The sequence below is a fragment of the Serratia sp. AR11 genome, assembly GCF_056376275.1.
Window position 1 is genome coordinate 3,300,892 of the sequence record NZ_CM150739.1, and the last position, 21,090, is coordinate 3,321,981.

Here is a 21,090-nt window from a genome sequence, read left to right on the forward strand (position 1 = left end):
AAATGCCGTTAAAGGGATCGAAGGGTATGAACCATTTGGAACGTTATGGCCAGCATGTTAATGCTTTTAACAAAAAATGAAAATAGTTAGCCTAATTAAAGCCCGGTCCCCCAATTGCGCAAGGTCACTATTGATTTTAATTAACGGCGGTTCGTCGTGAATGGCTGCAAAATTCAGGCGGGGATCCCCCGCCTTGTAAGAGGTGAGTTACGCTTTCAACAGGCCGCTGCCCAGGTAATCATTGGCGTCTTTTACCCCCGGCAGCGCAAAGAAATAGCCGCCGCCGATCGGTTTGACATACTCTTCCAGCGCTTCGCCGTTCAGGCGTTTTTGCACCGTCAGGAAGCCTTTTTCCAGATCGGCCTGATAACAAACAAACAGCAACCCCATCTCCAACTGGCCGGAATTGGACACGCCAATTGAATAGCTGTAACCACGGCGCAGCAGTAAGTTGCTCTGGGTTTGCGGCGTGCGCGGGTTGGCCAGGCGAATATGCGCGTCCATCGGGATCATTTTGCCCTCGGGATCTTGCGCGTAGTCCGGCTCGTCGTGCTCATGCTTCATGCCGAGTGGCGCACCGCTGTGCTTGTCGCGACCGAAGATGGTTTGCTGCTCCTGCAACGGCGTGCGATCCCAGAATTCCACATGGAAACGGATAATACGCGCGGCCTGATAGCTGCCACCCACCGCCCATGCCGGTTCCCCGGCGTTGTCTGCTGTCCACACCACCTGATCCATCAAGGGTTTGTCGCTGGTTTTCGGGTTGGCAGTGCCATCCTTAAAGCCCAGCAGGTTGATCGGCGTTTCCTTGCCTTTGCTACGCGCGGCGTGGGCAGAAATAAACCCTTCCCGCTTCCAGCGCACGCTGAGCAGATCCGGCGAATGCTTGATAATGTCGCGCAGCGCGTGGAGAGCAGTTTCATTGGTATTGGCGCAAATCTGCAGCACCAAATCCCCGTGGCACAGGCTGGCGTCCAGCGAGTCGTTCGGGAAGCGCGTCATTTTCTGCAGCCGCAGCGGTTTTTGCGCCTGCAGACCGAAACGTTCGTCAAATAACGAGGTACCGACCGACACGGTGATCGTCAGGTTATCCGGATAAATCTCCGGCCCCATGATGCCCGAATCAAGTGGTGGCAGTTTGGGATCCACCTCTGGTGCCCTGCCGCCGGTAGTCAGGAAGGCAATACGGGTGGTCAGCAACCGGAACAAACGCTCTAAATCCTGCTTGTTACTCGCCAGCACGTCGAACGCGACCAGCATCATCGCGGCCTGCTGCGGCGTGAGGATCCCGGCCTGATGCACGCCATAGAACGGTTGCTTCTGCCAACGTTCGTCCTGCGGTACCGCCAGCGGTTCGGCCGTTTTATCCGCCGCCTGGGTCAGACGGCTGCCGCCCAGCGCCAGCACACCCAGCCCCAACCCCTGCAACAAACGGCGGCGCGACGGTGACGCCGCGCCCTGTGGATGCGGCCCGTTTTCCGGGCCGATCTTGTTACTCATTATGCTTGCCTCAATCCAGACCCAGAACGCCACGCAGTTGTGACAAGTCTTCCGCCAGAGTGGTGATTGGCCCTTTCATGGCATTGCGATCGGCATCAGTTAACTTCTCGTAAGACTCATAGCCGTCTTTGGTTTTGTACTTCGCCAAAATGGTATCAACGGTTTTAAAGTTGGCGTCGATCTTGTCCAGCAGCGGTTTGTTGGCCTTGACCAGCAACGGACGCAGCAGGTTAACGATTTTCTGCGCGCCGTCGACGTTAGCCTGGAAGTCCCACAGGTCGGTACGGCTGTAACGGTCTTCTTCACCGCTGATTTTGCTCGCCGCGACTTCTTCGATCAGACCGGCCGCCCCGCCGACAACTTTGCTCGGCGGGAAGGTCAGATCGGTGACGCGTTTTTGCAGCTCGACGGTGTCGTTGTACAGTTGGTCCGCGTATTTGCTCATGTCTTTGGTGGTGTTATCGGCAAACAGCGCTTTTTCCAGGCGGTGGAAACCGGTGAACTTCGGATCTTCCGCTTTCTTCTCGTAATCGTCTTCACGGGCGTCGATGCTGCCGTCCAGGTCGGAGAACAGTTCGGCGATCGGTTCAATGCGCTCGTAGTGCTGGCGCGTCGGTGCATAGAGTTTACGCGCCTCGGCCACGTTGCCGGCTTTCACCGCATCGGTGAACCGCTTGGTCTGTTTAACCAGGCCTTCCACTTCTTTGGTCACATAAACCTTGTATTCGGCAATCGGCCCGACCAAATCCATCGCATTCGGTTTGCCGTCGGTGGCGGCACCTGCGGCAGCGGTCACGGTCAGCTTGCCCTTCGGATTGCTGAGCAGTCCGCAGGTCATATCGTATTCGCCCGCCTCCAGGTTGGCGGTCATCTTCTGGGTGAAGCCCGGCGCGATATTCTCACGCTCTTCCACCACCATCACCCCTTTGAGGATTTCCCATTCGACGTTTTTCTGGCTGGTGTTGTGCACCACAAACTGGGTTTTACCGGCCGCTACCGTCAACTGCATCGGCTCACACTGTTTGTCGTTAACGGTAATTTTCACCTGCGGCACGTCCGCCGCCTGAGCGTTGATGCTTAGCGCGAACGCCGGCAGAGCCAGTAATGCTGCGTGCAACGCCTTGCGGCGGAATAATGGAGTAGACATACAGATTCCCTATTTAAATTAATGATTGATTTTACGTTGCGCCGAAACCGCTGACGGTTCCGCACGCTGCGGCAGGAAAAAGAAAATCAGCGTTGGGATCAGATACAGGAAATAGACCGCCACTTCGCTTACCGTTGGCGCTTCCTGATAGCCGAAGATGCCTTCAAGCAGGGTGCCAAACAGCGAATGGGTCGACAGATGGTTACTGAAGTCGAACGCGATATCCTGGAAGTGGTTCCACAGCCCGGCCTCGTGGAAAGCGCGGATCGCCCCGGCAGCCAGACCGGCGGCCACAAACAGGATAAACAGGCTGGTCCACTTGAAGAACTTGGCCAGGTGCAACTTTACCCCGCCCCAGTAGATCATCATGCCCAGCACGATGGCCGCCACCAGGCCGAGTACCGCACCGATAGGCGCCGCAATGCCAACGTCCTGCTGGAAGGCTGCCAGCAGGAAAAACACCGATTCCAGGCCTTCGCGGGCCACGGCAAAAAACACCATCGCCACCAGCGCCCAGCCCTGGCCTTTACCTGAGTTGAGTGCGTTATCGATAGCGCCTTCCAGATGCACCTTGACCGACTTGGATACTTTGCGCATCCAGAACACCATATAAGTGAGGATCAGCACCGCCACCACCGCAACAATGCCTTCAAACAGCTCTTGTTGCTTCTGCGGGAATTCGCCGGTGGTTTCATTGATGAAAATGCCGAGCGCCAGGCACAGGGCAGCGGCAACAATCACCCCTATCCATACCACGCCTAACCATTGACCGCGCTGCGTGCGTTTCAGGTAACTGGCAATCAGGCTGACGATCAACGCCGCCTCCAGCCCCTCACGGAACATGATAAGGAAGGGAACAAACATAATTAATAACCCCTAAAAAGGCATCTGCTGCGAAGCGCCCGCACGCCAGAAATAGCGGCAACGCCAATGTAAAGAAAAGTAAAACACAACGATAGTGATTATCATTCTGGCTGGAAGAAATACAAGAGCCGCAAGGGTGATTTTTTCTAATCAAATGTCGCCAGGTGTTTCAGGCAGGTGACAGAAAACCGCGGCGTGATAAATGACAAAGGGCGCATTAAGCGCCCTCAGACTGATGACAAACCTCATTCCTGCCCAGAGCGAGTAGAGGTCGATAAATAAAAATCAGGAAAATCAATTTATTGATTTTCGGCTGATCACTACAAAGCAGGAAAAACCACGTTTTTTCCTGCTTTGTCAGCAACCTAAGGGCGCATTAAGCGCCCTTTGAGATGATTACCTCGAGAGGATTAAACGGTTTTGAACTCGGCTTCTGCCTGATCAAAACGTTCGGTGATGGTTGCCGAAGGCTGACGCCCCATCAGGCTCACCACCACGATGGCGATACAAGCGAACAGGAAGCCCGGGATAATTTCATACAAATCCAACCAGGCAAACTGTTTCCAGACGATCACCGTTGCCGCGCCCACCAACATACCGGCCAAAGCGCCATTACGCGTCATGCGTGACCACATTACCGAGATCAACACCACCGGACCAAAGGCTGCACCGAAGCCGGCCCAGGCGTAGCTCACCAGACCCAGTACGCGGTTTTCCGGGTTTGCCGCCAGCGCAATGGCAATCAGCGCCACCAGCAACACCATGAAGCGCCCGACCCACACCAGCTCACGCTGGCTGGCACCCTTACGCAGGAAGGCCTTGTACAGGTCTTCGGTAATCGCGCTTGAACACACCAACAGTTGGCAGCTCAGAGTACTCATTACCGCCGCCAAAATCGCCGACAGCAGAATGCCCGCTACCCACGGGTTGAACAGAAGCATCGCCAATTCGATAAACACGCGTTCACCGTTCTGTGACACATTGCCCGCCTGATCCGGGTTATTGGCGAAGTAGGCAATCCCGAAGAAACCGACCGCAATGGTACCGGCCAGACACAGGATCATCCAGGTCATGCTGATGCGGCGTGCGCTGCGAATGGTGCGGTGAGAGTCTGCCGCCATAAAGCGCGCCAGAATGTGTGGCTGACCGAAGTAACCCAGGCCCCAACCCAGCAGCGAGAGGATCGCCACAAAGTTCAGACCTTTCAGCATATCGAGATTGGCCGGATTCTTGGCCTCAATCACCATCATTGAGGTATCAATGCCGCCAACCGCGAAGATAACAATCACCGGCGTCAGGATCAGCGCGAAAATCATCAGGCTGGCCTGCACGGTATCGGTCCAGCTCACCGCCAGGAATCCGCCGATAAAGGTATAAAGGATAGTAGCAGCAGCACCGGCCCATAGCGCGGTTTCGTAGCTCATCCCGAAGGTGCTCTCGAACAGGCGCGCACCGGCCACAATGCCGGAAGCACAGTAGATAGTGAAGAACACCAGGATAACAATGGCGGAAATCACCCGCAGCAGCTTACTGTTGTCTTCGAAACGGCTGGTGAAGTAATCCGGCAGCGTCAGGGCATTATTGTTGGCTTCGGTATGTACGCGCAGCCGCCCCGCCACCAATTTCCAGTTGAAATAAGCACCGATCGTCAGGCCAATGGCAATCCAGCTTTCGGAGATGCCGGACAGGAAGATGGCGCCCGGCAGGCCCATCAACAGCCAGCCGCTCATGTCTGATGCGCCGGCAGAAAGCGCGGTCACTACGCTACCCAGGCTACGACCGCCCAGAATGTAGTCGTCAAAGTTATTGGTTGCCCGATAGGCAAGTAAGCCGATTAACACCATCCCGAAGATATACACCAGGAAGGTCACCAGCATCGGTGTGCTCATTGTCATGAAATTCTCCACTCTCATTATTATTTCGCGCTGTATTGCGATAGTTACTGCTTGCCAATCCGCCGGAACGTGGCGAAATTGCGGGCCCCCGCAGGTGAAAATAGTTTCCGCCCGCAATTGTCTGACTGCCGGCTATCCTAGATGACCCATTCATTATCCAACAAGATATTTAACAACAAAGTTACACAAAGTTTACCCTGCGTCACATTTAACCGCTCTCAGGGTTACACCCAACGACACTAAACGGAGTTGCACCTAATAAAAATCTGATGTTAGCCCTGATATCACTGGGGATATCCCACTCAAACCCTCCCTCGCCACCCTGTCGTACCAAAGGCCACGCAAGAACCATGCCGATTATTGATGTTAAAAAATCGATGGAACTCACACTTCGTTCATCCGCCTGATTTAACACGGTTGCACAAAGTTGCAACATGCTGGATATTGTCTGCATTCATCACAGCACACAACGCACGAACCTATCCCAGCAGCCTATCTGGCCCGCCGTTTGTATATAGGTTCTTAAACACAGGAGTTGGATTGGCATGGGCACTACCACCATGGGCGTAAAGCTCGACGAGGCAACTCGCGATCGCATCAAAAGCGCAGCACAGCGTATCGATCGCACGCCGCACTGGCTGATCAAGCAGGCCATTTTTAATTATCTCGAGCGTCTCGAGAACGGTTCCGACATTCCTGAAATCCCTGCCATTGCCGCTGCCGGCCAGGCCGAAGCGGACGACATTATGCCGCAACTGCAGGAAGAGTCCCACCAGCCATTCCTTGAATTTGCTGAACAAATTCTGCCGCAGTCGGTCAACCGCGCGGCGATCACCGCAGCCTATCGCCGTCCTGAGACCGAAGCGGTACCGATGTTGCTCGAACAGGCGCGCTTACCTGCCGATCTCGCCAAAGCCACCCATAAGATGGCTTACGATATTGCCGAGAAACTGCGTAACCAAAAGAGTGCAAACGGCCGCGCCGGTATGGTGCAGGGCCTGCTGCAGGAGTTCTCACTTTCTTCACAGGAAGGCGTGGCACTGATGTGCCTGGCGGAAGCCCTGCTGCGTATTCCTGACAAACCAACCCGTGACGCGCTGATCCGCGACAAAATCAGCAACGGCAACTGGCATTCTCACCTTGGCCGTAGCCCGTCGCTGTTCGTTAACGCCGCCACCTGGGGCCTGCTGTTTACCGGCAAACTGGTCGCGACCCATAACGAAGCCAATCTGTCGCGCTCACTGAACCGTATTATCGGCAAGAGCGGTGAACCGCTGATCCGTAAAGGCGTGGACATGGCGATGCGCCTGATGGGCGAACAGTTCGTGACTGGTGAAACCATCGCCGAAGCGCTGGCCAACGCCCGCAAGCTGGAAGACAAAGGCTTCCGCTACTCCTACGACATGCTGGGTGAAGCCGCGCTGACCGAAGCCGACGCGCAAGCCTACCTGGTGTCCTACCAGCAGGCGATCCACGCCATCGGCAAGGCCTCTAACGGCCGTGGGATCTATGAAGGCCCGGGCATTTCGATCAAGCTTTCCGCCTTGCATCCGCGCTACAGCCGTGCGCAGTACGAACGCGTAATGGAAGAGCTTTACCCTCGCCTGCTGTCATTGACCCTGCAAGCGCGCCAATATGATATCGGCATCAATATCGACGCCGAAGAAGCCGACCGCCTGGAGATCTCACTCGATCTGTTGGAGAAGCTGTGCTTTGAACCACAGTTGGCCGGCTGGAACGGTATCGGCTTCGTGATCCAGGCTTATCAAAAGCGCTGCCCGTTCGCCATCGACGCCGTGATCGACATGGCGCAGCGCAGCCGTCGTCGCCTGATGATCCGTCTGGTGAAAGGTGCCTACTGGGACAGCGAAATCAAACGCGCCCAAATGGACGGGTTGGAAGGCTATCCGGTTTACACCCGCAAGGTTTACACCGACGTTTCCTACCTGGCCTGCGCCCGCAAACTGCTGGCGGTGCCAAACCTGATTTATCCGCAGTTCGCTACCCATAACGCCCACACCCTGAGCGCGATTTACCACATGGCGGGCAACAACTACTACCCAGGTCAGTATGAGTTCCAGTGTCTGCACGGCATGGGTGAACCTTTGTATGAGCAGGTGGTGGGTAAAGTGGCCGACGGCAAGTTAAACCGTCCGTGTCGCATCTATGCTCCGGTCGGTACCCATGAAACGCTGCTGGCGTACCTGGTGCGCCGCCTGCTGGAAAATGGGGCCAACACCTCATTCGTTAACCGTATCGCCGACGCTACCCTGCCGCTCGACGAACTGGTGGCCGATCCGGTCACCGCCGTTGAAGCCATGGCGGCCAGCGAAGGGCAAATTGGCCTGCCGCACCCACGTATCCCGCTGCCGCGTGAGCTGTATGGCGAGAAACGTACCAACTCCAGCGGTCTGGATCTGTCCAACGAACAGCGTTTGGCGTCACTGTCCAGCGCATTGCTGACCAGCGCCACACAGCCATGGCGCGCAGAACCGATTATCGATGCCGAGCTGGATCAGGGCGTGGAACAACCGGTGATTAACCCTGCCGAACCGGGCGATATCGTCGGTTACGTGCGTGAAGCCACCGAAGGGGAAGTCAGCCGGGCGCTCGACGCCGCTGCCGCTGCCGGCCCAATCTGGTTCGCCACCCCGCCGTCCGAACGCGCCGCCATTCTTGAACGCGCCGCTGAACTGATGGAAGGCCAGCTGCAAAGCCTGTTGGGTATTCTGGTACGCGAAGCGGGTAAAACCTTCAACAACGCCATTGCCGAAGTGCGTGAAGCGGTCGATTTCCTGCATTACTACGCCGGTCAGGTACGCGATGACTTCGCCAATGACAGCCACCGTCCACTGGGCCCGGTGGTTTGTATCAGCCCGTGGAACTTCCCGCTGGCAATCTTTACCGGCCAGATTGCCGCTGCGCTGGCGGCAGGCAACAGCGTGCTGGCCAAACCGGCCGAGCAAACCCCGCTGATCGCCGCACAGGCGGTACGTATTCTGCTGGAAGCCGGCATTCCACCAGGCGTGCTGCAACTGCTGCCAGGCCAGGGTGAAAGCGTCGGCTCGGTGCTGGTCAATGATGCCCGCGTGCGTGGCGTGATGTTTACCGGCTCTACCGACGTTGCCGGTATTCTGCAACGCAATATCGCCGGTCGTCTGGATCCGCAAGGTCGCCCAACGCCGCTAATCGCCGAAACCGGTGGTCTGAACGCGATGATCGTCGACTCTTCCGCCCTGACCGAACAGGTGGTGACGGACGTGGTCGCCTCCGCCTTCGACAGTGCCGGCCAGCGTTGTTCTGCCCTGCGTATCCTGTGCATTCAGGAAGACGTGGCGGACCATACGTTGCAAATGCTGCGCGGTGCGATGGCCGAGTGCCGCATGGGTAACCCGGAACGCCTGTCTACCGACATCGGGCCGGTGATCGACGCCGAGGCCAAAACCGGTATCGAACGCCATATCCAGGCAATGCGCGCCAAGGGCCGCAAGGTCTATCAGGCGGCGAAAGGCAATGCGCAGGATGAGAAAGAGTGGTCACGCGGCACCTTTATCAAGCCAACGCTGATCGAACTGGACAGCTTCGACGAGCTGCAAAAAGAGATCTTCGGCCCGGTACTGCACGTGGTGCGCTTCCAGCGCTCGAATATGGAATCGCTGGTCGATCAGATCAACGCCGCCGGTTATGGCCTGACGCTGGGTATCCACACCCGTATCGACGAGACCATTGCCCGCGTCACCGAACGCGCCAAGGTCGGTAACCTGTACGTTAACCGTAACATGGTCGGTGCCGTGGTCGGCGTGCAGCCGTTTGGTGGCGAAGGCCTGTCCGGCACCGGTCCGAAAGCCGGTGGCCCACTGTATCTGTACCGCTTGCTGGCCAACCGTCCGGATGACGCAGTGCTGCGTACCCTGAACCGTCAGGACGACGAGCGCCCACTGGAGGCTACCGCACGGCCACAACTGCTCAAAGCCCATCAGGCTCTGGAGCAATGGGCCGTTGCCGAAAAACAATCTGAGTTGGTGACGCTGGCACAACGCTACGCCGAACTGGGCCAGGGCGGCACCCTGCGCCCTCTGCCAGGCCCGACCGGCGAGCGCAATACCTACGCCCTGCTGCCGCGTGAGCGGGTACTGTGCCTGGCCGATAACGAGGCCGATGCTCTGACGCAACTGGCTGCGGTACTGGCAGTGGGCAGCAGCGTGCTGTGGCCGGAAGCCGAGCTGCAACGCGCCCTGTATCGCCGCCTGCCGGTGGCGGTTCAGGCCAGCATCAGTTTCAGCAAGGACTGGCAGCAGGACAAGGTGGAGTTTGACGCCGCCATTTACCACGGCGACGCCGATCAGTTGCGTACCCTGTGCGAGCAAATTGCCCAGCGCAGTGGCGCGATCGTTTCGGTGCAGGGCTTTGCCCACGGCGAGACCAATATCCTGTTGGAACGCCTGCTGATCGAACGCTCGCTGAGTGTCAACACCGCAGCCGCCGGCGGTAACGCCAGCCTGATGACCATTGGTTAATCCGTAGCGCTGGATTACTGCCTTTTATCATCCAGCCTGCGTACCTTCCCGCAAACCCTGCACTCGTGCAGGGTTTTTTATTGTCTGCACAAAAGCGGCACGTTAGCGTATTAATCTCGTTGCCATTGAGTGTGTATGGTGTGTACAATAAAAGGACGGTAGGCGTGTGAAAAGTTCAGAACTGATCAGGCTATTAGAACAGGAAGGTTGGGTTTTAGAGCGGATAAAGGGAAGCCACCATCAGTTTAAACACCCAGGATCCCGCCTGGTGATCACCGTTCCACACCCGCGTAAGGATCTTAAACCGGGAACGCTGCGCCAAATCATGAAAGATGCCGGACTGCGCTAACCCCCGGCACCATGAATTAACAGGAGAAATTATGTTCTACCCTGCTTATGTACATTCAGAACACGACGGCAGCGCCAGCGGTTTCTTTCCCGATGTGCCGGGCTGCTATTTTGCAGGCGATACCCTCGATAGAGCCTTTGAAGACGCCAAAAGCGCGCTGGACGCACATTTCGAACTTCTGAGCGAAGACAACCAGTCCATCCCACGCCCACAGGCCGTTTCCTTCCATCTGGCGCAGGAGAGCGACACGCTGAATGGCGGACAGTGGCTGCTGGTCGACATCAATATGGATAAGTTTGACGGTCGGGCTGAACGTATCAATATTACCCTGCCGCACCGCCTGCTGAACCGTATCGATTCAATGGTACAGCAGCATCCGGGCTATGGTAGCCGCAGCGCCTTTTTGGCCGCAGCCGCCCGTAATGAATTATTGAACGCTGGCTAATCGAGAGTCAGGGGGCAAAATACCCCCCTTCTTACTGATTCAAAAACTTGTCGAGGAATTGTTGGGTGCGCTGGTGTTGCGGATTAGCGAACAGCTCTTTCGCCGGGCCCTGCTCAACGATGCGGCCGTGATCCATAAAGATGGCGCGGTCGGCCACATCACGGGCAAAGCTCATTTCGTGCGTCACAATCACCATGGTGCGCTTTTCTTCCGCCAGCGAACGGATGGTATTGAGCACCTCGCCCACCAGTTCTGGATCCAGCGCAGAAGTGGGTTCATCAAACAGGATCACTTCCGGTTGCATCGCCAACGCCCGGGCAATCGCCACCCGTTGCTGTTGGCCACCGGAAAGACGACGTGGATAGGCAGACTCTTTACCGTTTAAACCCACTTTAGCCAACAATGCCCGTGCCCGCTGTTCGGCGCTGGCTTTTGACTCGCCTTTAACGATAACCGGGCCTTCAATAATATTCTCCAGCACCGAACGGTGTGGAAACAGGTTGAAGCTCTGGAACACGAACCCGACTTGCTGGCGTAACGCCCGCACCAAATTTTTCTGTTTGCTCAGCGATTTGGAACTGTCAATCTGAATATCGCCGACGCGAATGGTACCGGAATCCGGTACTTCCAACAGGTTGATGCAGCGCAGCAAGGTGGTTTTACCCGAGCCGCTGGGCCCGATAATCGCTACCACTTCGCCCGCACTGACCTCCAGATCAATCCCATGCAGCACCGTTTGACCTTTGAACTGCTTGATCAGCTGTTTTACTTCGATGGCACTCATGCGTTACTCCTGATCCTGGCGGTTGACGTGGGCTTCCAGACGATTTTGCAGCGCAGAAAGCAGAGTCGCCATCACCCAGTAAATCAGCGAGGCCGCCAGATACATGGTAAACACTTCCAGCGTGCGTGAGGTAATCAACTGTGCCTGACGGAACAGCTCCGGTACCTGAATGGTCGCCGCCAGCGAGGTGTCTTTCACCAGGCCGATAAAGCTGTTACCCAACGGAGGCAATGCGGTGCGCGCCGCCTGCGGCAAGATCACCCGGCGCAGCGTCTGCCAGCGGGTCATACCGATGCTGGCCGCGGCTTCCCACTGCCCTTTTTCGATCGACGAAATCGCCGCACGCAGGGTTTCTGAGGTATAGGCCGCGGTATTGAGCGACAGGCCAATCAGCGCCGCCGGGAAGGGATCAAACTCGATGCCGAACTGCGGCAGACCATAGTAAATCATGAACAGCTGGGCAATCAGCGGCGTGCCACGGAACAGCGACACGTAGAAACGCGACAGCCAGGACAGCGGCCATAACGGCGAAAGGCGCATCAGCGCCAGCAGAAAACCGAGCATTAAACCGAGCGCCATGCCCCCCAGACTGAGCTGGAGAGTGAGTATCGCGCCCTTCAATAAAAATGGCGCTGAATCCAGCGCCAGTTGAATACTTTCGTGCATTATTTAGTTACGTCCGCGCCAAACCATTTGTCAGAGATCTTCGCCAGCGTGCCGTCTTTTTGCATGTCGGCAATTGCCTGGTTAATCGCGGCCAGCAGTTCCGGGTTGTTTTTACGGACCGCAACGCCAGACTCCTGACGAGAGAACGCCGGGCCGGCTACCGCCAGCGTATCGCCGGTTTTCTTCACCAGATCCAGTGCGGCCAGACGGTCAACCAGAATGGCATTGATACGGCCTACGCGCAGATCCTGGTATTTGGTCGGGTCATCATCATAGGTGCGCACGTCCACGCCCTGCACATTGTCACGCAGCCACTGTTCGTAGTTGGTGCCCAGGCCGACGCCGACCTTCTTGCCCTTCAGATCTTCCGGCTTGGTGATGGTGCCTTCATTGCCCTTCTTCACCAGCGCCTGAATACCGGAGACGGTATAAGGCGTGGAGAAATCATATTTCTTCTGACGCTCTGGCGAAATGGTCACCTGGTTGATCACCACGTCGATACGCTTTGAATCCAGCGAGGCCAGCATGCCGTCCCACTTGGTCGGGTTCAGCTTGGCTTTTACGCCAAGATGCTGCGCCAACGCATTGGCGAAATCTACTTCGAAGCCGGTCAGTTTGCCGTCTTCCCCCTGGAAACTGAACGGCGGGTAAGTGCCTTCCAGCCCGACGACCAGAGTCCCGTGATGCTTCACCTGCTCCAGCAGGTTATCGGCGGCATAGGTTTGCGCACTCAAACCGGCGGTCAGCGCCACGCTCATCACACCCAGCAGCAATTGACGACGAACTTTAGAAAACATCATAAACACCCCATCTGTTGTTTATCTTTTTTGATATCAGCACTTTAACAGCCACAACATTTGAACGCAGGAATATAACATTATAAATATAGTTCAAAATGGAATAACCAAGTGCGCTCACACCTGTGGATGGTAGGCAAATAACGCCGGAGCACCGCCGGTATGGATGAACAGAATCGGGCCGTCATCGCGGAAACGCTGCTGGGCTACGCCGTCTATCAGCCCAGCCATTGCCTTGCCGCTATACACCGGATCCAGTAACACTCCTTCCTGCTGCGCCAGCAACTGGATGGCCGCCAGCCCTTCTTCATTGGGCATGCCGTACTGCGGTGCGAAGTAATCATCCCACAGGGTGATGGGTGCCAGTGCGTCGATAGCCAAACTGTTGGCCAGCGCTTTTTGGATCTGTTCCACCTTGGGCAATTGGTCGATAACTTTGCGTGAAACGGTCACACCGACAAGCTCAGTCTCCGGCAGCAATTGCTGCAGACCGACCGCCAGCCCGGCATGGGTACCGGCACTGCCAGACGCCACCACTACCGCGCTGAAAGCGACGTTACTGCGTTGACTCTGCTCGGCAATTTCCAGCGCACACTGTACGTAACCCAATGCACCCAGCGCATTGGAGCCACCTACCGGCACCACATAAGGTCGGAAGCCTTGTGCTTCAAGGCGTGTAGCCAGATCGGCCAACTGCTGCTGCGGATCGTGCAACGCTTCGCACATTTCCACCTGCGCGTTGAACAGCCCGAGCAGCAGGCGGTTGCCGTTGGTCAGATAATTTTCTTCCTGGGTGTCGATCGGATTTTCCAGCAACGCCACACAGTGCAGGCCCAACTTGGCCGCCACCGCCGCCGTTTGGCGCACATGGTTGGATTGGATGGCACCGGCGGTGACCAGCGTATCGGCTCCCTGCCGCAGCGCATCGGCGGCCAAAAACTCAAGCTTTCTCAGTTTGTTACCGCCCAGTGCCATCGGCGTGACGTCGTCACGTTTGATGTAAATTTCACGGCCAAGGTAGTCTGAGAGGCGAGACAGTTTTTCGAGCGGTGTGGCAGAACCGACTAAATCGAGACGCGGGAACTGCGCCAATTTTTGTTGCAGATTCACAACTTCCCCCAGGGAATAAGGTATCAATAGCTAAAGGATAGATTTAGCAGATGTGAACCTAATAATCACTCTTTATTCGTAATGGGAGAGCGGTGGAAACCCCGGCTGGCCTGCCGGGGAGGCAAGATCAGTAGCTTTTCTGCCAGGCGAGATATTGGTCGTATTTACGCAGGGCAATGCGGTAATTGTTGTGTGCAGCAGAAGGTAAGTCTTCAATGATGCGTTGATGGCTGGCATTGCTGGCAAACTTGTCAGCCGGGTAGTTGCGCTCCACCAGCATTTCGTCCAGCCGACGCAGGCGCACCACGTACTCGCGAATGGTGCTGTGGCTCATTTCGGTCTGCTCAAACAGATACTGCTTGAAGGCCATAATGTCGAAATAGCTCGGATGGCTGTTGCAGGAAATTTCACTGCAGAACCGGCACAGTGCGGTCAGCTCATTTTGCACGTTCAGCCAGACGTGATCGTCAATCGGCTGATCCATACGCGCGATGGCGTCTTTATTGATGATTTTTCCACGAAACACCAACGCCATGCGATCCAACAACTTGCCGCACTGGGAGCAATGAGTCTGGCTGTGTTTGTAATCTTTTAAATAACGGCTCAGCGGCCGTTTTTTCAACATTATTCCTGGCATTAGGCAGTCCGGTTTTCGCAATGGTGGCAAGGTTGAAGGTTCAGAGTTGAATGCATGTCAGTTCTCGCTTGCCAAACGGGCGCGCAGGCGCTTGATCGCCTGACTGTGCAGTTGGCTGACACGCGATTCCCCCACGTCCAGCACGGCACCGATCTCCTTCAGGTTCAACTCTTCCTGGTAATACAGCGTCAGCACCATTTTCTCGCGTTCCGGCAACGCCTCGATGGCGTCGATCACCCGTTGGCGCAGATTGCCCTCCAGCAGATGATGTAACGGATTGGCCTCTTCGTGCCCTTCCAGCAGCGGTTCCGCACTTTCGCCATGCTCTTCCCGCCATTCGTCGTAGGAGAAAAGCTGGCTGTTATTGGTGTCCAACAGAATTTGACGGTACTCATCCAGTGACAGATTCAGCGTCTGCGCAACTTCCACTTCGCTGGCCGGGCGGCCCAGTTGCTGTTCCAATTGCCGCATAACCTGCGCCACTTCACGCGCATGGCGACGTACACTGCGCGGCACCCAGTCGCGGCTGCGCAGCTCATCAAGCATGGCGCCACGGATACGTTGCACCGCGTAGGTAGTAAAGGCCGTGCCCTGCATAGCGTCATAACGCTCAACGGCGTTCAACAGGCCGATTCCTCCGGCCTGCAACAGATCGTCGAGCTCCACGCTGGCGGGCAGCCTGACCTGCAGGCGCAACGCCTCGTGGCGCACTAACGGAACGTAGCGTAGCCAGAGAGAATTTTTGTCCATCACGCCTTCGGCGGTATACAAATCGCTCACTATGTCTAAAACCTGCGGATAAGAGAGTCAGCGCTATTATCCGTAGGGGGCAAAATGCCAATCGGCTGAACAGTCGTACAAAACAGGCCTTATTTGCGCCATGCACTATCCCGGCGGCAAGCGACCATAAAAAAACCCCGCCGAGGCGGGGTTCTTTTGCGACAGGTTAATCGGGGAGAGTCGATTAACGCAGCAGGGACAACACGTTCTGAGTAGACTGGTTAGCCTGTGCCAGAACAGAGGTGCCAGCCTGTTGCAGGATGTTGGCACGGCTCATGTTGGACACTTCGGTCGCGTAGTCAGCATCCTGAATACGAGACTGGGAAGCAGACAGGTTGTTCACAGTGCTGTTCAGGTTGTTGATAACAGAATCGAAACGGTTCTGTACCGCACCCAGAGAAGAACGCAGACCGTCAACCTGAGACAGTGCTTTGTCCAGAGTTGCCAGTGGGTCAGCAGTTTTAGGGTCGGTAGACTGCTGAACGCCTTTGGTCACTTTACCGGCGGAGTCTACAGAAGCCTTGAAGAAAGCGTCGTTGCCGTCAGCGTCTTTGCCTTTCACCACGTAGCCGGCTTTACCTGCTGGATCGGTGTAAGTGCGCAGTTCGTCACCAGCGGCCAGACCGGTTACTGGGTTGGTGCCTACTTTAACCTGAGTAGCTTCTTTCATGCCCGCAGTCGGTTTGGTCGCAGTAGCAGTAGAGTCCCAGCTCGCTTTACCGGTTCCATCTACAGTCGCGTCATAGATAGCGCCAGCGGTGTCTTTAACGAAGTAGTTAACAGTGCCAGTACCGTCATCAGCAGAGTACAGTTTGCCATCGCTGGTAGCTTTTGGTGCCGTTTTGGAATCCGCATCAATGGTCGGTGCGCCCATTTTGTCGGTAGTGGTCAGTTTAGTCGTACCCACTTTAGAGGTATCGATTGGATCTGCAACGCTGAACTTGTCCAGGCCCAGAGTTTTAGCATTGATGTTTTTCAGATCAATCTGGATGGTTTCGTTGTCGTTGGCACCCACCTGGATGGTCAGTTTCTGGTCGCCGCTCAACACTTTCACGCCGTTGAAATCGGTTTGTTCAGAGATACGGTTGATCTCGGACAGACGCTGAGTGATCTCGTCCTGGATGGACTGCAGGTCGCTGGAAGAGTTGGAACCGTTCTGAGACTGTACGGTCAGACGACGAATGTTTTGCAGGTTGTCGTTAACTTCGTTCAGTGCGCCTTCAGTGGTCTGCGCCAGTGAGATACCGTCGTTAGCGTTACGGGAAGCCTGAGTCAGGCCCTTGATGTTAGCGGTGAAGCGGTTAGAGATTGCCTGACCCGCGGCGTCATCCTTGGCGCTGTTGATACGCAGACCAGAAGACAGACGCTCGATCGCAGTACCCAAAGAAGACTGAGATTTGTTCAGGTTGTTCTGCGCCATCAGCGACAGGCTGTTGGTGTTAATTACTTGTGCCATTGTATGCTTTCCTTACGAGTCAGTTGCGATCTTCGCAACAGGGTTTAAATGGTTCGGGCTGCTTTGCCCACGGCGTCAACCACCGTCCCATCAGGTATCGGCCCTCCCCCTGCAACCTTTAGAAATTTTTTGTTTTTTTTTCTCTTCGCAGCAATGGCAGAAATAACGCGGTTTTTCCTTCTTCTATTGCGCCATCGGTTTTTAAACTTTTCGGTAAACTTTTTCTCCACTGGGCCGATAACGCGTAAAGCGAATAAAGTCATAATCAAGGAGAATTACCAATGGCATCGATCAGCTCATTAGGCATCGGCTCAGGACTCGACCTCAACGGCTTGCTGGACAAGCTAACCAAAGCGGAACAGCAGCGGCTGACGCCTTATACTACCCAGCAAACCAGCTATAACGCCCAACTGACGGCTTACGGCACTTTGAAAGGTTCGTTGGAAAAGTTTGATAACTTGAGTAAAGAACTGGCGAAACCGGCGTTTTTCAACAACACCACCGCCAGCACCCACGACCAGTTCACTGTCACCACTACCGATAAAGCCGTAGCGGGTAACTACATTGTTAAAGTAAACGCATTGGCCCAACCGCAAACGCTGACCACCCAAGCCCCGATCGCCAATCAGACGGAAAAACTGGGCGCAGCAGGCAGCAGCGACCGCTCAATTACCATCACCGCAGGCAATCCGCAAAAAGACGTGAAGATCCCACTGAGCGATGAGCAAACCTCACTGGTGGAAATGCGCGATGCGATTAACAACGCCAAGGCCGGCGTCAATGCCACCATCATGCGCGTAGGGGATGACGACTACCAACTGGCGCTCAGTTCTACTACCACCGGGGAAAAAAGCACTATCTCGGTTAAGGTCAATAATGACGATAAGCTCGGAGCCATTCTCAACTATGACAACAAGGCTAAAAGCGGTTCGATGAAGCAAACCGTGGCCGGTCAGGATGCCCTGATTGAGGTCAACGGCACGCCGATCAAACGCAGCACCAACTCGATTGTTGATGCGTTGCAGGGTGTGACTATTGATCTAAAAGCCGTCACCAAAGCCGATGCACCACAGAACCTGGTGATCAGCACCGATAAAGCCGGCACCGCCGATAAAGTAAAAGAGTGGGTCGATAACTATAACTCGCTGCTGGACACCTTTAATTCGCTGAGCAAATTTACCCCGGTCAAAACCGGCGAAGCGCAGAATGCCAAAAATGGCGCACTGCTGGGCGATAACACCCTGCGTGGCATTCAGTCGTCGATTAAAAGCGCGCTCAGCGCCGCACAGGACAACCCGGAACTGAAAGGATTGGGCAACCTGGGCATCTCGACCAACCCCAAAACCAATAAACTGGAAATCGACAGCACCAAGCTGAACAAAGCCATTGATGAGAAACCGGCACAGGTGGCCAACTTCTTCGCCGGCAACGGCAAAGACACCGGCATGGCGACCGAGATCCATAACGAGATCCAGAACTACATCAAGGCCGGCGGCATCATCGAGAACTCGACCAAAAGCATCAATACCAACCTCGACCGCCTGAACAGCCAGATCACCACCGTGACCGCCAGTATTCAAAACACCATAGATCGCTATAAACAACAATTCGTTCAACTGGATACCATGATGTCCAAGTTGGGCAGTACAGGTAATTATTTAACCCAACAGTTCAAATAAGAACTTTTTAACCAGGTAAGAAATCACATGTATAACCGAAGCGGAACTCAAGCCTACGCCCAGGTCAGTCTGGAAAGCGGCGTAATGAGCGCCAGCCCGCATCAGTTAATCGTGATGCTTTTCGACGGGGCGCTTAGCGCCCTGTTACGCGCACGCATTCTGATGAACCAGGGCGATATCGCCGGCAAGGGACTGGCACTGTCAAAGGCCATCAACATTATCGATAACGGCCTGAAAAGTGGTCTCGACCACCAACAGGGCGGCGAAATGGCCGATAATCTGGCGGCGCTGTATGACTATATGAAGCGACGCCTGATGCAGGCCAACCTGCATAATGACGAGGCGGCGATCACCGAAGTGGTCAAACTGTTGGAAAATATTGCCGACGCCTGGCGCCAAATCGGCCCCAATTATCACCCCTCTCAGGACGCCGTTTAATGGAACGTCAACAGCAATTGCTAGCCGCGTATCAACAAATACATAGCCTGAGCAGCCAGATGATCGCCCTGGCGCAAACCGAAAGATGGGAGGATCTGGTCGAACTGGAACTGGCCTACGTCACCGCAGTGGAAAGCACCGCCGCCTTTACCGGGCAGGCCGGCCCATCGATGGCACTGCAGGAGTTGCTGCGCAATAAGCTGCAGCAGATCCTGGACAACGAAACCGAGCTCAAACGCCTGCTGCAACAACGCATGGACCAATTAAAAGAGTTGATCGGCCAGTCAACTCGTCAGAACGTGGTTAACAGCACCTATGGCCAGTTTAACGACCGCGCCCTGCTGTTGGGAGAGCCGCAAATCAGATGAACTCATAACAATAACGGGAAAAGCAGAATTAATAGCACTATGCACTATTATTCTCCGGTTAAGTCAGGATATTAATCCATGACATTTGAATTATATACACCTATAGTATTTTTCACCTCGGTCTGGTAGGGCGCGAATATATTCGCCCCGACCTACACGGGCGCAGCATGCAACGCCCCTATGAGACGGATAAATATTACGCCGACACGGACGTTTTCTGTTCAGCAGGAAATTGATTTTTGATAGATAAAACACGTCGTTGTGTTTCACAACGCATGGAAAAATGTTGCTCCAGCGCCGATCAAAGCGTAAAGATATTCCCAGATACTGGCTGCGAAATGAATATCGATGGAACGTACAATTAATCTTTGTCCTGGAATTGGTGCCTCGGCGCATATCATTCAGCATACTGAATTATTATTCCCTTCAGTCTATTTTGAACAACCCCATCTGTATTTGGTACAGCAAGGCCATAAACGCGTACGTTGGCAACAGCGTGAAGTGGTGGCTCATAGCGGGGAATTGTTGATTATCGACGGAGGGCAAACCGTGGATATCATTAATGAGCCCTCAGAGGAAGGGGCATTCAGCTGTCAGTTGTTGACCTGCGATCCGTTGCTGTTCGCCGCACCACTGGCCCAGGTTGAAACCCAGGCCCCAACGGCATTCGACGCAGTACTGGCATTGCGCAACCTGCCCTGCGCACTAATACACAGTTTTGAAACCACCAGCCTGGCGCTGGCACTTAAACATCGTTTCCCTGCGGTCATCATTCGCCACAAAATGCTGGAGATTCTGCTGTGGCTGAAGCAATTCAATATCAGCTTCATTCATAACGAAGTCAGAAATTTAACCCAGCAGGTGCGCCGTTGTCTGGCGACCGATCCGCATAATATCTGGACGGCGGCCGAGGTAGCGGACACCCTGTCGATGAGTGAAGTGATGCTGCGCCGTAAATTATCGGCAGAAAATACCTCGTTGCGTACCCTGATGATAGACGTGCGCATGAGCAGCGCACTGGCACTGCTGCAATCCACCGATTGGCCCATCTCCGCCATCGCCCAGCACATCGGTTATGAAAGTTCCTCAAGGTTTGCAGAACGTTTTCGCAAACGTTTTGGCTTTGCCCCCACCGCCATTCGCGGCCACCAACGGGCAATGGAGGGCAGCGCTATTCGCCCCGATCATTTCAGCATGATGGAGGCGCAGGAATGACAGCCACGGCAATAAGTTAAATCATTGAACAACGGGAGCCTCGTTTATGCAGTGCGGGTTAGCGGAAAACAGCCGGGTGGGATAGCATCGGCGAGCATTAATTCAATCAGGGGTGATAAACCATGCTCAACGAAAAACTGCTGTTTTCCCTGGCCATATTGTTGCTCGGCATGTGGCTACTGGGCCTGACCTACGAGGAAGATGTCATGCGGATACTGGCGGGAAAATAAACTGGCAAGGCCACTAAAGTGGCCCGGGGTTTTTAGCTTTGTTTAATTAAAACGATTATTAATACGACCAAAACGGCCAGAATCAAAATACTCAACAGTCGCCATCTGTGTTCACTTTTGCTGCTCATTGTCTTTCCCGGTAATAAAACATCCTTAACCCAAAAATTATAACTCTGTGACAAGTGCCGCAATGTGAGTTGAAGCAGGGTTTCT

The 21,090-nt window shown here is 55.0% G+C and carries 19 protein-coding genes; 7 read left to right on the top strand and 12 right to left on the bottom strand.

All coding sequences use genetic code 11. The features are described from left to right. Positions 1-207: 207 nt before the first annotated feature. The 4 genes from efeB to putP all read right to left on the bottom strand — a co-directional run bounded on the left by efeB (position 208) and on the right by putP (position 5,406). On the bottom strand, positions 208-1,500 hold the full coding sequence (gene efeB / locus ACSOSI_RS15540; protein WP_476705735.1) for an iron uptake transporter deferrochelatase/peroxidase subunit: 1,293 nt from the start codon (positions 1,498-1,500) through the stop codon (positions 208-210). Between the two features lie 10 nt (positions 1,501-1,510). After that, positions 1,511-2,647 carry an iron uptake system protein EfeO gene (efeO, locus tag ACSOSI_RS15545; RefSeq protein WP_329906802.1) on the bottom strand — a complete coding sequence of 379 codons (1,137 nt, stop codon included), beginning with the start codon at positions 2,645-2,647 and terminating at the stop codon, positions 1,511-1,513. Between the two features lie 18 nt (positions 2,648-2,665). Further along, positions 2,666-3,511 (bottom strand): iron uptake transporter permease EfeU, encoded by an 846-nt coding sequence (gene efeU, locus ACSOSI_RS15550; protein WP_129939754.1) that lies wholly within the window; start codon positions 3,509-3,511, stop codon positions 2,666-2,668. Positions 3,512-3,921: 410 nt separating this feature from the next. Continuing rightward, positions 3,922-5,406: a sodium/proline symporter PutP gene (gene putP / locus ACSOSI_RS15555; RefSeq protein ID WP_012145652.1), complete on the bottom strand. Its 1,485-nt coding sequence runs from the start codon at positions 5,404-5,406 to the stop codon at positions 3,922-3,924. A gap of 545 nt (positions 5,407-5,951) precedes the next feature. Between putP and putA the strand changes: the two genes are divergently transcribed. The 3 genes from putA to ACSOSI_RS15570 all read left to right on the top strand — a co-directional run bounded on the left by putA (position 5,952) and on the right by ACSOSI_RS15570 (position 10,717). Next, the gene (gene putA / locus ACSOSI_RS15560) at positions 5,952-9,923 is read left to right on the top strand and encodes a trifunctional transcriptional regulator/proline dehydrogenase/L-glutamate gamma-semialdehyde dehydrogenase (RefSeq protein ID WP_476705736.1); all 3,972 of its coding nucleotides are present in this window, start codon (positions 5,952-5,954) and stop codon (positions 9,921-9,923) included. A 166-nt stretch (positions 9,924-10,089) separates the two neighbouring features. Beyond that, entirely contained in the window at positions 10,090-10,272 is a 183-nt protein-coding gene (locus tag ACSOSI_RS15565; protein WP_476705737.1) for a type II toxin-antitoxin system HicA family toxin, read from the top strand. 31 nt (positions 10,273-10,303) lie between these two features. Then, a complete protein-coding gene (locus ACSOSI_RS15570) occupies positions 10,304-10,717 on the top strand; it encodes a type II toxin-antitoxin system HicB family antitoxin (RefSeq protein WP_012145655.1) in 414 nt (137 codons plus the stop codon). 31 nt (positions 10,718-10,748) lie between these two features. Here ACSOSI_RS15570 and tcyN read toward each other — a convergent pair whose 3' ends face one another. The 8 genes from tcyN to ACSOSI_RS15610 all read right to left on the bottom strand — a co-directional run bounded on the left by tcyN (position 10,749) and on the right by ACSOSI_RS15610 (position 17,216). Further along, positions 10,749-11,501, bottom strand: coding sequence for an L-cystine ABC transporter ATP-binding protein TcyN (tcyN, locus tag ACSOSI_RS15575; RefSeq protein WP_012145656.1), 753 nt, complete (start codon positions 11,499-11,501; stop codon positions 10,749-10,751). Positions 11,502-11,504: 3 nt separating this feature from the next. Beyond that, positions 11,505-12,167 (bottom strand): cystine ABC transporter permease, encoded by a 663-nt coding sequence (tcyL, locus tag ACSOSI_RS15580; RefSeq protein WP_012145657.1) that lies wholly within the window; start codon positions 12,165-12,167, stop codon positions 11,505-11,507. Continuing rightward, entirely contained in the window at positions 12,167-12,967 is an 801-nt protein-coding gene (tcyJ, locus tag ACSOSI_RS15585; RefSeq protein ID WP_135344173.1) for a cystine ABC transporter substrate-binding protein, read from the bottom strand. Before tcyJ ends, tcyL begins: the two co-directional genes overlap by 1 nt. A 114-nt stretch (positions 12,968-13,081) precedes the next feature. After that, a complete protein-coding gene (locus ACSOSI_RS15590) occupies positions 13,082-14,074 on the bottom strand; it encodes a D-cysteine desulfhydrase (protein WP_476705738.1) in 993 nt (330 codons plus the stop codon). A 127-nt stretch (positions 14,075-14,201) separates the two neighbouring features. Next, complete coding sequence (gene fliZ, locus ACSOSI_RS15595; RefSeq protein WP_012145660.1) at positions 14,202-14,711, bottom strand: flagella biosynthesis regulatory protein FliZ; 510 nt, start codon at positions 14,709-14,711, stop codon at positions 14,202-14,204. A 57-nt stretch (positions 14,712-14,768) separates the two neighbouring features. Further along, positions 14,769-15,491, bottom strand: a complete 723-nt coding sequence (locus ACSOSI_RS15600) for an RNA polymerase sigma factor FliA (RefSeq protein ID WP_012145661.1) — start codon at positions 15,489-15,491, stop codon at positions 14,769-14,771. 184 nt (positions 15,492-15,675) lie between these two features. Further along, a complete protein-coding gene (locus ACSOSI_RS15605; protein ID WP_476705739.1) occupies positions 15,676-16,947 on the bottom strand; it encodes a FliC/FljB family flagellin in 1,272 nt (423 codons plus the stop codon). Between the two features lie 44 nt (positions 16,948-16,991). After that, positions 16,992-17,216, bottom strand: a complete 225-nt coding sequence (locus tag ACSOSI_RS15610; protein WP_258524908.1) for a histidine kinase — start codon at positions 17,214-17,216, stop codon at positions 16,992-16,994. Between the two features lie 12 nt (positions 17,217-17,228). On the opposite strand from ACSOSI_RS15610, the gene fliD reads away from it, so the two are divergent. From fliD to ACSOSI_RS15630, 4 genes are all read left to right on the top strand, one after another. Further along, positions 17,229-18,626 (top strand): flagellar filament capping protein FliD, encoded by a 1,398-nt coding sequence (gene fliD, locus ACSOSI_RS15615; protein ID WP_259189722.1) that lies wholly within the window; start codon positions 17,229-17,231, stop codon positions 18,624-18,626. Positions 18,627-18,653: 27 nt separating this feature from the next. Further along, complete coding sequence (fliS, locus tag ACSOSI_RS15620; protein ID WP_012145664.1) at positions 18,654-19,064, top strand: flagellar export chaperone FliS; 411 nt, start codon at positions 18,654-18,656, stop codon at positions 19,062-19,064. Then, on the top strand, positions 19,064-19,432 hold the full coding sequence (fliT, locus tag ACSOSI_RS15625) for a flagella biosynthesis regulatory protein FliT (protein WP_012145665.1): 369 nt from the start codon (positions 19,064-19,066) through the stop codon (positions 19,430-19,432). Before fliS ends, fliT begins: the two co-directional genes overlap by 1 nt. A 348-nt stretch (positions 19,433-19,780) precedes the next feature. Next, positions 19,781-20,647 carry a helix-turn-helix transcriptional regulator gene (locus ACSOSI_RS15630; protein WP_476705740.1) on the top strand — a complete coding sequence of 289 codons (867 nt, stop codon included), beginning with the start codon at positions 19,781-19,783 and terminating at the stop codon, positions 20,645-20,647. Positions 20,648-21,090 lie beyond the last annotated feature (443 nt).

Excerpts from the sequence above, each read along its gene's own strand:
- efeB (WP_476705735.1), bottom strand. The coding sequence starts at position 1,500 with ATGAGTAACAAGATCGGCCCGGAAAACGGGCCGCATCCACAGGGCGCG.
- efeO (WP_329906802.1), bottom strand. The coding sequence starts at position 2,647 with ATGTCTACTCCATTATTCCGCCGCAAGGCGTTGCACGCAGCATTACTG.
- efeU (WP_129939754.1), bottom strand. The coding sequence starts at position 3,511 with ATGTTTGTTCCCTTCCTTATCATGTTCCGTGAGGGGCTGGAGGCGGCG.
- putP (WP_012145652.1), bottom strand. The coding sequence starts at position 5,406 with ATGACAATGAGCACACCGATGCTGGTGACCTTCCTGGTGTATATCTTC.
- putA (WP_476705736.1), top strand. The coding sequence starts at position 5,952 with ATGGGCACTACCACCATGGGCGTAAAGCTCGACGAGGCAACTCGCGAT.
- ACSOSI_RS15570 (WP_012145655.1), top strand. The coding sequence starts at position 10,304 with ATGTTCTACCCTGCTTATGTACATTCAGAACACGACGGCAGCGCCAGC.
- tcyN (WP_012145656.1), bottom strand. The coding sequence starts at position 11,501 with ATGAGTGCCATCGAAGTAAAACAGCTGATCAAGCAGTTCAAAGGTCAA.
- tcyL (WP_012145657.1), bottom strand. The coding sequence starts at position 12,167 with ATGCACGAAAGTATTCAACTGGCGCTGGATTCAGCGCCATTTTTATTG.
- tcyJ (WP_135344173.1), bottom strand. The coding sequence starts at position 12,967 with ATGATGTTTTCTAAAGTTCGTCGTCAATTGCTGCTGGGTGTGATGAGC.
- fliZ (WP_012145660.1), bottom strand. The coding sequence starts at position 14,711 with ATGCCAGGAATAATGTTGAAAAAACGGCCGCTGAGCCGTTATTTAAAA.
- ACSOSI_RS15605 (WP_476705739.1), bottom strand. The coding sequence starts at position 16,947 with ATGGCACAAGTAATTAACACCAACAGCCTGTCGCTGATGGCGCAGAAC.
- fliD (WP_259189722.1), top strand. The coding sequence starts at position 17,229 with ATGGCATCGATCAGCTCATTAGGCATCGGCTCAGGACTCGACCTCAAC.
- fliS (WP_012145664.1), top strand. The coding sequence starts at position 18,654 with ATGTATAACCGAAGCGGAACTCAAGCCTACGCCCAGGTCAGTCTGGAA.
- fliT (WP_012145665.1), top strand. The coding sequence starts at position 19,064 with ATGGAACGTCAACAGCAATTGCTAGCCGCGTATCAACAAATACATAGC.
- ACSOSI_RS15630 (WP_476705740.1), top strand. The coding sequence starts at position 19,781 with ATGGAACGTACAATTAATCTTTGTCCTGGAATTGGTGCCTCGGCGCAT.